This is a genomic window from Isosphaeraceae bacterium EP7 (assembly GCA_038400315.1).
Lineage (GTDB): Bacteria > Planctomycetota > Planctomycetia > Isosphaerales > Isosphaeraceae > EP7.
This window is the reverse complement of sequence record CP151667.1, coordinates 3,372,811-3,385,379: the sequence shown is the minus strand read 5'-3', so window position 1 is coordinate 3,385,379 and position 12,569 is coordinate 3,372,811. Positions and strand designations below refer to the sequence as shown.

Genomic DNA, 12,569 nt, shown 5'->3' with positions numbered 1-12,569 from the left:
GCACCTTCGCCCGCATGCCTCAACGAGCCCGCCGGAGGAATCCGTGGTTAAGATCCGACGAGCTTACGAGGCCCTGTTCCTCGGCCTCTTTCTGTTCTTCCTGCTGATCACCGACCTGCGCTACTTGAAGGGCTGGCCGGTCTCGATCTTCCTGGAGGCCACGCCCCTGGTGGCGCTGGCCACCGCGCTGACGACGCACACGATCTACCGCAACCTCGTCTGGGGCCTGGTCGTCATCGCCATCACGATGATGCTCGGCCGCGTCTGGTGCAACTGGATGTGCCCCTTCGGCATCCTCCACCACATCTTCGGGTTCATCGGCAATCGCCGGAACACGAAGGCGCTCATCGAGGTCAACAGATACAAGCCGATCTACGCGATCAAGTACTACATCCTTGCCGCCATGCTCGCCATGGCCAGCCTCTGGATCGTGCCCACGGTGCTCGATGCCCCCAACCACGTGGGCCGGGCCTTCCGCGAGGCGCAGGTCGACACGCCCGAGCGCAACGTCTTCGCGCGGGCCTTCGGCGCAGTCGGCACCGGCCTGGCCAGCTCGGCCGAGCAGCACAAGGTGGGCAACAGCACGCTGCAAATTGGCCTGCTCGACCCCATCGCGCTGACCGTCCGGTCGATGACCACCAGCGTCCTGCCCACCGTGCACAAGGCGTCGGAGTCGGTCTATTCCGAGCCCCGCGAGTACTGGCAGGCCTGGCTCGTCGGCCTCATCTTCATCGGATTCCTGGTGGCCAACTGGTGGATCCCGCGGTTCTTCTGCCGGGCCATCTGCCCGCTGGGCGCCCTGCTCGGCGTCTTCAGCCGGTTCTCGCTCTGGCGCATCGACCGCGACCCGGTTCGCTGCACCGACTGCGACCTCTGCCTGAAGAACTGCGAAGGCGCCTCCGACCCGCATAAAGACCTGCGCAAGAGCGAATGCTTCGTCTGCCTCAACTGCATCGAGGACTGCCCGCACGACGCCCTCTCCTACCGGTTCCTGCCGCGCAAGGCCAGCGAGATCACCTACCCGGCCGTCGGCCGCCGCGAGCTGATGCTGGCCGGCGTCTTCGGCGTCCTCTTCTTCCCCATGGCGCGGCTCTCCGGCGGCGTCCGCAAGAACTTCAACAAGGCCGTCATCCGCCCCCCCGGCAGCGTGGCCGAGGATGAGTTCCTCCGCCGCTGCATCAAGTGCGACCAGTGCATCCGGGTCTGCCCCACCAACGTCCTCCAGCCGGCCCTGTTCGAAGCGGGCGTCGAGGGGCTCTGGACCCCGATCATGATCTCCAAGATGGGCTGGTGCGAGCTGAACTGCACGCTGTGCAGCCAGGTCTGCCCCACGGGCGCCATCCGCGAGATCTCCATCGCCGAGAAGCTCGGCGTCGGCCCCTTCGAGAGCAAGGGCCCCGTCAAGACCGGCACCGCCTTCTACAACCAGGGGCGCTGCCTCCCCTGGGCGATGGACACCAGCTGCGTCGTCTGCGAGGAGGTCTGCCCGGTCAGCCCCAAGGCGATCTTCACCAGGAACGTCACCGTCACCGACCGCTGGGGCGCCACCCTGGAGCTGAAGCGTCCCTTCATCGACCCGGTCAAGTGCATCGGCTGCGGCATCTGCGAGCATGAGTGCCCGGTGAAGGACGACCCGGCCGTCTACGTCACCGCCATCGGCGAGACCCGCGACAAGACCCGTTCGCTCCTGCTCAGCCTCGTCGACGAGCCCTCCGCCGCCGACTGGATCACCGTCTGAGCCAGGCTCGATCGCCGCGTCACCCCGAACGGCCCCTCGCACCCGCGGGGGGCCGTTCGCATTCGCACCGCCCTCACTTCGCCTGCTCGCGCTCCAGCCACTGCTCGGCCTCGATCCTGTAGAACTCGACGGCCGATAAATCGAACTGGTTGGTCATGCCAATCCGCGCCGTCCGCCGTAGCAACCGTTCGAGTGACGCCATGCCCTCCAGATGAACCTTGTACGCCGCCTCGCGGGACTCGGCTCTCTCGGCCATCTCGAGAGCGGCGTGGAGCATCCTGACCGACCAGAGGTAGGTGCCGTCGAGCCACGCCCCCGGCTGCCGCTCGACATAGAACGCCCGCGCCTGCTCATACGCCCTGCGTGCCGCCGCCGCCTTCGCCTTCCCGGCGGCCTGCGACCTCGACGCCACCTCGGCCCTGGCCGCCTTCGCCGGCGGCTGGCCTTGCTCCTGCCCCGGCCCCATCGCCGCCGCCAGGGCGAGCGCCCCCAGCACCAGTCCGCCCCGCCCTGCCGCCTTCGCCCTGAACGCCATCGCTGGATCTCCCATGCCCCGATCCGCCCCGATCCCACGAGGGGGATCGTATCCGGCCCGGACATGCGCCGCCAACGACCGCGCCACGGTCGACTCCGAGGCCCCCTCCCTCGCCGCCCGACCCCCTGGCGGTGCGCCCACCGCGAGTGCATCATCGCGGGCTGGGGCGACGTGTCTTTGGACGTGGGGGCGGGTGCCTTGAAGAAGCTCATCAATCGTCCGGGCTCGGTCGTCCCGGAGATGATTGAAGGCCTGGTCGCCATCTGGCCGGGGTTGCGGAAGCTGCCCGGGCACGAGGTCGTCGTCCGGGCCGGCCTTGACGCGGGGGCCGCGAGGCCGCGCGAGGTGGCGGTCATCTCGGGGGGCGGCAGCGGGCACGAGCCGGCTCATGCGGGATATGTCGGCGAAGGAATGCTCTCCGCGGCGGTGGCCGGCGACGTCTTCACGTCGCCCGACCCAGACTCCGTGCTCGCCGCCATCCAGGCCGTAGCGGGGCCCGCCGGGGCGGTGCTCGTGGTGAAGAATTACACCGGCGACCGCCTGAACTTCGGCCTGGCCGCCGAGATGGCGCGTGCCGGTGGAATTCCCGTCGAGGTCGTCCTCGTGGCCGACGACGTCGCCCTGCGCGGCTCGACGGGCCAGACGGCAGGCCCTCGCGGATTGGCCGGCGCGGTGCTCGTGCACAAGGTCGCCGGCGCGGCCTCGGCGGCCGGCCTCAGTCTCCTCGAGGTCGCCGCCGAGGCACGCGATGCTGCTTCCAACCTGGCCACGATGGGCGTGGCGCTCTCCCCCTGCACAGTCCCGGCCGCCGGCGCCCCCGGCTTCGACCTGGGGCCCGACGAGGTCGAGCTTGGCCTGGGGATCCACGGCGAGCCCGGCGTCGAGCGCCGGTGCATCGGCCCGGCCGACGACATCGTCGACCTCCTGCTCGCGCCCATCGTCGCCGAGCTGGCGTTAAAGCCCGGCGATCGGATCGCGCTGCTCGTCAACAACCTGGGCGCCACGCCCACGATGGAGCTGGCCATCGTGGCGCGGCACGCCATCTCATCCCTGGAAGCAACCGGCCTGACGATCGAGCGTGTTTACGCGGGAACATTCCTCACCGCCCTGGAAATGGCCGGCGTCTCCCTGACGGTCCTGAAGCTCGACGACGCCCGCCTGGCCCGCCTCGACGCCACGACCGACGCCCCCGCCTGGCCCAATCAGGCCGCCTTGAATCGTCCCCGAGGCCACCGCGACGCAACCCCCGATCCCACCCCCGAAACCGCCCCCGCGAAGGCCAATCCCCCAACGACTCCCGTTGGCCTCGCCCTCGAACGTGCCATCCGCGCCGCGGCGAATTCGCTCATCAAGGACGCCCCGCGCCTCACCGAACTCGACCGGGCCGTGGGCGACGGAGACCTCGGCATCAGCCTGGCCCGAGGCGCCAACGCCGTGCTCGAAGCCATGCCAACCTATCCCCTGGACGACCCCGCCGCGACCCTTCACGCCCTAAGCGTCACCCTGCAACGGTCCCTCGGCGGAACCTCCGGCCCGCTCTACGCCGTCCTCGCCCTGCGGGCCGCCGCCCGCTTGAAATCCGCGACTCAGGATCCGAAAAACATCCCACTCCGTACCTGGTCCGAAGCCTTCGAAGCCGGGGTCGAGGCCATCGCCGACCTGGGAGGAGCCGCCCCCGGCGACCGCACCATGCTCGACGCCCTCCACCCCGCCTCGCAAGCCTTCTCCGATGCCATCGCCGCCGGAAACTCCGCTCAGACGGCCCAAAAAGCCGCCGCCGACGCAGCCCAATCCGGGGCCAACTCCACCGCGACCATGCCCCCCCGCAAGGGCCGCTCCAGCTACCTGGGAGACCGAGCCCTGGGCCATCCAGACCCCGGAGCCATCGCCGTCGCCACCTGGATGCGCGCCATCGCCGGCATCTCCTGATCGATCAGAGTTCACGCCTGGCCCTTCCACCGAAGCCAACGCGGACCCTTCAGGAATTCCCCCCATGCTCACGCTTCTCCTCGCCGCCTCGCTCATCCTGCAAGCTCCCGATGCGATTCAGCCCAAGGCCGAGGCGACCAAAGCCTCCGACAAGCCCAAGGCGGACGCGAATGCGTCCCCCGAGGGAGCACTGCGGGGGTTTTTGGGCGCGATGCTCGACGGAGATGAGACAAAGCTTCGTGCCGTGGCGTTGCCCCACGAGGACTTCGACGTCCTGCTGGGGGGCCAGCCGATCCCCAAGCTCAGGGCGGCGATCGCCAAGGGCCTGATCGCTCGCCAACCCATCAAGGCACTCAAGCCTGGCGAAGAGTGGACGCTCCCCCGCGGCAGGGTGGTCAAGGTCACCGACGAGGATGTGAACGACGACCACGCCCTGCTACTGCCCCAGGGCCAGCCGATCCCGTTCCGTTGCACCAAAGTCGACGGCCACTGGCGCGTGGACGCCTCCTCCGTCATCGCCGGCCGCAAGGCCGCCCGCAAGGCGGTCGAGGCGAAGGAAAAGGATGAAGGGCCCGGCGAAGCTGCCCCCGAAGCCGGGGCCAAGGCCGCCGAGGGCGAACCCCTGGTCGTCCCCGGTTCCTTCCGGATCGACTCGATCGGCAAGGGCTACGCCTGGCACGACCAACCCCTCGAGAGCAAAGGCCGCAAATCGAAGGTTTACTTCTGCACGAGTGATGATTCGTCGCTCTACGCATCGCTGACCACGGCCGCCGGTATTCCTGCCGTGGAGGCCAGGAGAGCGGACGCCCTGAGGGGCTACTTCGTCAAGTTGCACGAAGGCATCAAGGAGAGCGGCTTCACCAACGTGAAGGTCACGCAGCACCCCGACACCCCGCCTATCCCCGATCGTGTCTTCTCCAAGATCTCCGCGACAACCCCGGACGGCCGGAGAGTTCACATCGGCAACGCCTTGGTCTTCGGCAAGGAGTTCTACACGCTCAACGTGATCGGCGACACCGAGGAGGACGCCGACCGGATCCGCGCCCTCGCCGAATCCCTGAAGGACGGCGTGATCGACAAGTGAGATCGCCCGCCGCCGCACCGCCCATCGAGATCCCGGGCCCAGCGTTTCCATCAGGTCGCCGCCCGCTGATCGGCGAATTTGTCGAGGTCGCCCGTCATCCTTCTTTCATGTGTTCGGCTCGATTCCCCGGGCGTCTCCGCCTCGATGAGCTCGCCTTCAACGGCGGCGTCGGAGCGTTCGGGTTCGCCCGCGACAGGGTGATCTGAGCGAGGCCGCCGCGCGGGGTTGACGACCGCCCCTTCACCGCGGCGGACCTCGCGGATGGCCTCCTGGATTCTCAAACCGGCCCCCGGCAGGTTAGAATGCTCCGCCCCGGGGCCTCGCGCGTGGGGCCCGTTATTTCCTCCTCGACGCACGTTGCGGCAACGCGGAGCTCCCGGTCCATGAAGAGCCTCATCGTGTACAAGGCGGGCAACGACTGGTTCGGCCAGGAAGTCTCCTGGAAGCGGTCGGGCAGCGGGTATTACCGAGAGATCAGCGGCATGGGCATCCCCCAGACCCGGGACGAGATCGAGAAATTCGCCCGCGAGAACGGCTACTCCGTCGAGTGGCGAGAAAGCCTGGAGGACATCCCCGCCGCCGAGGCCGCCACCGGCTGACGCACGCACGCATCCTCCAGCCCCACACCAGTTCGCCAGCGACGAAGCGAGCCACCATGCCCCGATTGCCCCTCCGCGTCGCCGCATCGGCCTGCGCCCTGCTCACGCTCCAGGCCGCAGTCGCCCTGGGCGCCCATCCGGCGGAGCCATCGCACGAGGTGCCGCACGTCGCCTGGGGCCTCCCCTTCGGGCTGCTGCTGGCCGCCATCGCCGTACTGCCGCTGCTGGGGCGCACGCACCACTGGTGGGAGCGCAACCGGTCGAAGCTGCTCGTCGGGCTGGTCCTCGGCGGCCTGGTCCTGGCGCACTACGCGACCCGCGGCCACGGCTACCACGGGGCGGAACCCGGCGCCTCGTCGGTCCTGGCCGTCCTGCATCACTCGGTGCTCGGCGACTACGTCCCGTTCGTCACGCTCCTCTTCAGCCTCTACGTCATCGCCGGCGGCCTGCGGCTCACGGGCGACCTGCCCGCCAGGCCGGTGATCAACTCCGCCATCCTGGGCCTGGGGGCTCTTCTGGCCAGCCTGATCGGCACGACCGGCGCATCGATGGTCCTGATCCGGCCGCTGCTTCAGACCAACCGAGAGCGGGTCCACGTCCGCCACACGGTCCTCTTCTTCATCTTCCTGGTCTCCAACGTCGGCGGCTGCCTGCTGCCCATCGGCGACCCCCCCCTCTTCCTCGGCTACCTGCAAGGTGTCCCGTTCCTCTGGACATTGAACCTGGTCGGCCCCTGGGCCGTCTGCGTGACTACGATTCTGGCCACCTACTACGTCTGGGACCGCCTGGCTTATCGCCGCGAGACGCCGCGAGACCTCGCACGTGACGAGTCGATTCGCGTCCCGGTGCGCCTTCGCGGGACGATCAACGTCGTCTGGCTGGCGTTGGCCGTGCTGTCGGTGGCCCTCATCGTCCCGGGCCGGCCGTTGCCGGGCACTACCGCCATCGTGCCCGATTACGCCCGCGAGGCCGTCCTGCTCATCCTGGCCGGGCTGTCGCTGGCGACCACCCCGCGCGGGCTCAGGCGAGAGCTCGAATTCAACTACACGCCCATCGCCGAGGTCGCCTGCCTGTTCCTCGGCATCTTCGTGACCATGCAGCCGCCGCTGGAACTCCTCGAGGCACGCGGCGGAGACCTCCCGCTGTCGACGCCCGCCTCGTTCTACTGGTCCACCGGGGCCCTCTCCAGCGTCCTGGACAACGCCCCCACCTATCTCGTCTTCCTCCAACTGGCCCAGGCCCGGCAAGGCCCCGCCGAGGGCCAGATGGTCCCCCTCTCGGGCGGCCGATCCGTGCCCCAGAGCCTGCTTGCGGCCATCTCGCTGGGTGCCGTCTTCTTCGGCGCCTGCACTTACATCGGCAACGGCCCGAACTTCATGGTCAAGGCCATCGCCGAGCGCCAGGGCGTCGCCATGCCCGGATTCTTCGGCTACATGGGCTACAGCCTCGTCGTGCTGCTGCCCCCCTTCCTGCTGGTGCGCCTGATCTTCCTCTGATCGCAGGGAGTCCCTCCAGCCCTCCGGGAGGATCCGGGGCGTTTCGCCCTCCGGGTCGCCGTCGACCGATTCCCCCCGGGCACCCCCGATCGGCCGGGATCCTGGCTCGCCAAGGGGCCCGTCGACGAGTCTCCCTCGCCGGTCTCCGCCCCGCCGAGCGGGCGGATCGACCCTCCACGCCCTTGAAATTTCGCCAGTCGATTCCAGCGTTATTCAATTCTCCGTTTCTTGATCCGACGCACATCAAATCAACACACCCAATCCTTTCGCCCCGATAAAGAGACCTCACGTCTGACGCAATCCCAACTCTAAAAACCACTTCCGGCTCGGGATGCGGGCCCAATTGATACAAATTTCCACCATTGACCTTCGCCCGAAATGTCGGATAAATGGGGAGTCAACGAATTCTTTCGGAGACAAAAGGGCCGGACACTCGATCTGGGTCCTCAACCGGCTGACGAAGACCTCTCCCCGTCGGATTCAAGTCGACCTGACCCGACCCTGCGCGGCTCCCCCCGCGGCGAAAGTCCTGGGTTGTGGCGATGACCCGGCCGCCCGAAACACGCAGCCCGCATCCCCTTGAGGGACAGCGGTCCGCGATGCCCCGGCGTGCCGATTCATTCCGCCCCACACCTCACATCGGAACCTCGCGGAGTCACGCTTCCATGCCCCTTCGTCGCACGTCGTCCAGGCCTGGCTTCACCCTCATCGAGCTTTTGGTGGTCATCTCGATCATCGCGGTGCTCATCGCGCTGCTCCTGCCCGCCGTGCAGAGCGCACGAGAGGCCGCCAGGCGCATCCAGTGCACCAACAACATGAAGCAGATGGGCCTGGCCACGCACACTTACATCAGCCAATGCGACCTGTTCCCCCCGGGCGCCATCAAGGACGGCTTCGGGAACACCGGCAATGCCCTGACCTGGCGGGCGATGATCCTGCCGCAGATGGAGGCCAATAACCAGTACAACGCCATCAACTTCAGCATCACCAACGCCCTGGCCGCTCCGGCCATGGCCACCGTCTGGTACACCTCGATCGCCGCCTTCCTGTGTCCCTCCGACGGCCAGGGCCAGAGCCCCGTCGGCTTCGCCGCCTACGGCGGTCCTAATGGGTCCATGGGCGTCATCACGCCCCCCTTCCCCCCCAACACTCCGGTCGGCAGCACGGGCGTCCAGCTGATGCCGGTTTCCAACTACCTGATGAGTTTCGGCGACAATTACGCCGTCGAGACCCTCGTCGGCACCACCAATCCCTGGGAAACACCCAACGCCAGCAGCGCCGGCGTCAACCCGCGCATCGGCTACAACGGATATTGGGGCACGACCAGCAACTCGGGGTCCATGCGGGGCTTCTCCGACTACACGACCGGCGGCACCGCGACGATGGCCTCGGTCACCGACGGCACGAGCAACACCGTCCTCTACGGCGAGGGTCTCCCCGACGAGGACGCCAACAATGAGATGTGGGGCTTCACCGGCGGCTCCGCCGGCGTGACCATCCCGCTCAACTGGAAGACGAACGGCCGCAACGAGGCCTGCGTGGGCAACTGGAATTCCGTCGACTGGACCTGTCGCTACAGCTACGCCGCGCGAGGCTTCAAGAGCCGCCACCCGGGCGGGGCCAACTTCACCTTCGCCGACGGATCCGTCCGCTTCCTCAAGAGCTCCATCAATCGCGCCTCCTATGCCGCCATCGGCAGCCGGAACGGCGGAGAGATCGTCAGCTCCGACGCATTCTGATCCGAAATTGCGAGACGGATCGGCGGGGGTGATGGCGAGACAGGCCGACCCCGCCGATCCGGCGATGCCGCATGCGGCGCATCATCGGGCCAGCGACCGTCTCGAGTGGACCGCCGGGCACCCCACCCGAGAGTCACCGAGATCCGCCGCGTCAGGATGAGAAAATCTAGATGACCTAGTGCCGGATGAATCCCGAATCCAACGCGAATCGGATCAACGTCTCGGAGGTTACTTGACTGGCTCAGTCCATCCATCATTGACGCAAGCCTCACAGAATTAGGCGATTGCAACCTGGAGCCCAGATCGATGTTATACAAATTTCCACCCTTGACCTTCGCCCGCAATCCCGAATAAATGAGGTGGTGAACGAATCTCTTCAGGGAAGCGTGCCGGCCGACTAACCCGGATCGACGGGCGGGTCGGCCTTGGCCGCCATGTGCCGGCATCGCGTCGATTCCACGAGGATCGTCGCGGCCCCTTCGGCGACGTATCAAAATGCGTCGGCGAACCGGCCTCCCGAAGTCAGACGCCCAGGCCGGGCGCGACGACGAATCCGCCCGGCGCCGGCCTCTCTCGAGGGTCCCCTCGACGATCGCCCTGGCGCGCCCCGGTGATTCGCCTCGCGCCTCTCCCAATCGGCACCTCGCGGAGCTATGTCCCCATGCAATTCCGTCGCAAATCGCCCAAGGCCGGCTTCACCCTCATCGAGCTTTTGGTGGTCATCTCGATCATCGCGGTGCTCATCGCGCTGCTCCTGCCCGCCGTGCAGAGCGCACGAGAGGCCGCCAGGCGCATCCAGTGCACCAACAACATGAAGCAGTTGGGCCTGGCCACGCACACTTACATCAGCCAGACCGACCTCTTCCCCCCGGGGGCCACCAACGGGGGCTTCAACTTCACCAGCAATGGCCTGACCTGGCGGGCGATGATCCTGCCGCAGATGGAGGCCAATAACCAGTACAACGCCATCAACTTCAGCATCCTCAACAACCTGAGCGGCCCGGCCATGGCCACCGTCTGGTACACCTCCGTCGCCGCCTTCCTGTGTCCCTCCGACGGCCAGGGCCAGAGCCCCGTCGGCTTCGTCCCCTACGGCGGGCCCGGCGGCACCGTCACCACCGTCACGCCCCCCTATCCCCCGAACACCCCGGTCGGCGGCACGGGCACCCAGCTCGTCCCCGTCTCCAACTACCTGATGAGTTTCGGCGACAACTACGCCATCGAGACCCTCGTCGGCACCACCAATCCCTGGGAAACACCCAACGCCAGCAGCGCCGGCGTCAACCCGCGCATCGGCTACAACGGCTGGTGGGGCACCAGCAACAACAGCGGATCGATGCGCGGATTCTCCGACTACTCCACCGGCGGCATCGCCTCGCTGGCCTCGGTCACCGACGGCACCAGCAACACCATCCTCTACGGCGAGGGTCTCCCCGACGAGGACGCCAACAACGAATTCTGGGGATTCACCGGCGGCGGGGCCGGCGTCACCATCCCGCTCAACTGGAAGAGCAACGCTCGCTACGACGCCTGCGTCGGCAACTACAACTCGGTCGACTGGACCTGTCGCTACAGCTACGCCGCGCGAGGCTTCAAGAGCCGCCACCCGGGCGGGGCCAACTTCACCTTCGCCGACGGATCCGTCCGCTTCCTCAAGAGCTCCATCAATCGCGCCTCCTACGCCGCCATCGGCAGCCGAAACGGCGGAGAGATCGTCAGCTCCGACGCATTCTGATCCACCACGCCTTAATCCATCCCGGGGGCGACGGCGCGAGGCGCCGCCGCCCCCCGGTCGATGGATCGACGACGGGACACACGCTCATGCTTAATGACTTCCAGGCCCGCCGACTTGCCGCCCCCGCGGCGATCGCCTTCTCCCTGGCCCTGACCCTCGCCGGCTGCGGCGACGACGACGGCGGCATGCCCACACGCTACGCCGTCAGCGGCAAGGTCACCCACAAGGGAGAGCCCGTCAAGAAGGGCTCCATCAACTTCATCCCAAGCGCCGAGGACGGCCACGCCGCCAGCGGCAACATCCAGGACGGCACCTACCAGCTCACAACCCTGAAGCCCGAGGATGGCGCCATACCCGGCACCTACAAGGTCACCGTTAGCGACCGGCAGCTCGACTCCGGCGCCCTCCAGGCCGAGTCCGATGCGCTGGCCAAGAAGAAGAAGGTCACCTACACCCGGATCCCCCCCGAGCTCCAGGCCAAGGCCGTCGCCAAGCACAAGGCCACCGGCACCATCCCCGCCAGGTACGAGGCCCCCACGACCTCCGGCCTCGAGAAAGAGGTCAAGTCCGGGTCCAACACCATCGACATCGAACTGACCGAATGACGGCCCTCGACCGATCGATGATCCGACCTGACTCCAAGGGCCGGCGCCCCCCGCAACCCGGGCCGCGCCGGCCCTTACCATGCGCCGCGGGCCGTAAGAGGAACCGGAGCCGAGCGACATGGACGATCCTTGCCCACGACCCAGAGTGCTGAGGACAGTCGACCTGCTGGTGCGGTCCATCATGTGCCGTCTCGCTCAAGCGGCTTTTCCTCGGCTTTCCGCATCAGCCTCGACGCGTGAGAACTCGCCACGATGGGGGCTGACGAGGCTTCGGTCTCAGGCTCGATTCGCCTCGACCTCTTCGAAGTGCGCTGCCAGCAATTCGTTGACCCGTCCCGGCTCGGTCAGAATGACCCCGTGCGACGCCCCGGTCAGGTCGACGTACCTGGCACCCGGAATCGCGGCCGCGGCCGCGCGCCCCAGCTTCGGAGGGGCGATCGGGTCGAACTCGGCATTCGCAACCAGGGTCGGAAACCCGCCCAGCTCGCCGAGCCTCGGCATGGCATCAAACGCCCGCATCGCTCTCATCTGGTCCTTCACCACGGGCGGCTGATCCGCCAAGTCGTGGCCGAATCGTGTGGCCAGCTCGACGGCCATCGCATCCCGGTCGCCCGTGGTTCCCGGCGGAACGACGAGTTCGAGGAATGCCCGCCGCTTCATCGCCCGAGTGCCGAGCTGCATCCGCATCCCCGCCCACGCCAGTCGCCATGACAGCGGCCCAACATCTTTCCCGCAGGCGAAACCGCAGAGCAGGGCCAGACTCCTGACCCGCTTGCGATCGGTCAGGGCGAGTTGCAGGCCCACCGGACCTCCGAGAGAGTGCCCCACGACGTGGGCCGACTCCCAACCGGCCGCATCCATCACGGCCGCCGCGTCGGCCGCCATCTGTTCGACCGTGATCGGTTCGGTTCCGCGGTCGCTCCCGCCCATTCCTCGATGATCGAAGGTCAGGCAGGAATACCTCTCTGCGAGGCCGTCGACCTGCGGGTTCCAGCCGTCCCCGTGCGTGTTCACCCCCTGGATGAACAGAACCGGCAGTCCATCCCCACGGATACGGTACGCAAGTTTGCAACCCCTGTGAGTCGCGGTTCGTACGTCGCTCATTTACC

10 protein-coding genes are annotated in these 12,569 nt (G+C 67.5%); 8 read left to right on the top strand and 2 right to left on the bottom strand.

Annotated features, from left to right (window positions below):
* Nucleotides 1-43 precede the first annotated feature (43 nt).
* Entirely contained in the window at nt 44-1,738 is a 1,695-nt protein-coding gene (locus EP7_RS13055; protein ID WP_463528282.1) for a 4Fe-4S dicluster domain-containing protein, read from the top strand.
* A gap of 73 nt (nt 1,739-1,811) precedes the next feature.
* Here EP7_RS13055 and EP7_RS13050 read toward each other — a convergent pair whose 3' ends face one another.
* Nucleotides 1,812-2,273, bottom strand: a complete 462-nt coding sequence (locus tag EP7_RS13050; RefSeq protein ID WP_463528281.1) for a hypothetical protein — start codon at nt 2,271-2,273, stop codon at nt 1,812-1,814.
* A gap of 198 nt (nt 2,274-2,471) precedes the next feature.
* Here EP7_RS13050 and dhaL point away from each other — a divergent pair, with 198 nt between their 5' ends.
* From dhaL to EP7_RS13015, 7 genes are all read left to right on the top strand, one after another.
* Nucleotides 2,472-4,202 (top strand): dihydroxyacetone kinase subunit DhaL, encoded by a 1,731-nt coding sequence (dhaL, locus tag EP7_RS13045; RefSeq protein WP_463528280.1) that lies wholly within the window; start codon nt 2,472-2,474, stop codon nt 4,200-4,202.
* 64 nt (nt 4,203-4,266) lie between these two features.
* Nucleotides 4,267-5,286 (top strand): hypothetical protein, encoded by a 1,020-nt coding sequence (locus tag EP7_RS13040; protein WP_463528279.1) that lies wholly within the window; start codon nt 4,267-4,269, stop codon nt 5,284-5,286.
* Nucleotides 5,287-5,669: 383 nt separating this feature from the next.
* Complete coding sequence (locus tag EP7_RS13035) at nt 5,670-5,885, top strand: hypothetical protein (RefSeq protein WP_463528278.1); 216 nt, start codon at nt 5,670-5,672, stop codon at nt 5,883-5,885.
* Between the two features lie 56 nt (nt 5,886-5,941).
* A complete protein-coding gene (locus EP7_RS13030; protein ID WP_463528277.1) occupies nt 5,942-7,381 on the top strand; it encodes a sodium:proton antiporter in 1,440 nt (479 codons plus the stop codon).
* 665 nt (nt 7,382-8,046) lie between these two features.
* Complete coding sequence (locus EP7_RS13025) at nt 8,047-9,120, top strand: DUF1559 family PulG-like putative transporter (RefSeq protein ID WP_463528276.1); 1,074 nt, start codon at nt 8,047-8,049, stop codon at nt 9,118-9,120.
* A 661-nt stretch (nt 9,121-9,781) separates the two neighbouring features.
* A complete protein-coding gene (locus EP7_RS13020) occupies nt 9,782-10,855 on the top strand; it encodes a DUF1559 family PulG-like putative transporter (protein WP_463528275.1) in 1,074 nt (357 codons plus the stop codon).
* An 86-nt stretch (nt 10,856-10,941) separates the two neighbouring features.
* Entirely contained in the window at nt 10,942-11,460 is a 519-nt protein-coding gene (locus EP7_RS13015) for a hypothetical protein (RefSeq protein ID WP_463528274.1), read from the top strand.
* A gap of 276 nt (nt 11,461-11,736) precedes the next feature.
* Here the strand turns inward: EP7_RS13015 and EP7_RS13010 are convergent, their stop codons facing one another.
* Entirely contained in the window at nt 11,737-12,564 is an 828-nt protein-coding gene (locus EP7_RS13010) for an alpha/beta fold hydrolase (protein ID WP_463528273.1), read from the bottom strand.
* Nucleotides 12,565-12,569: the final 5 nt, after the last annotated feature.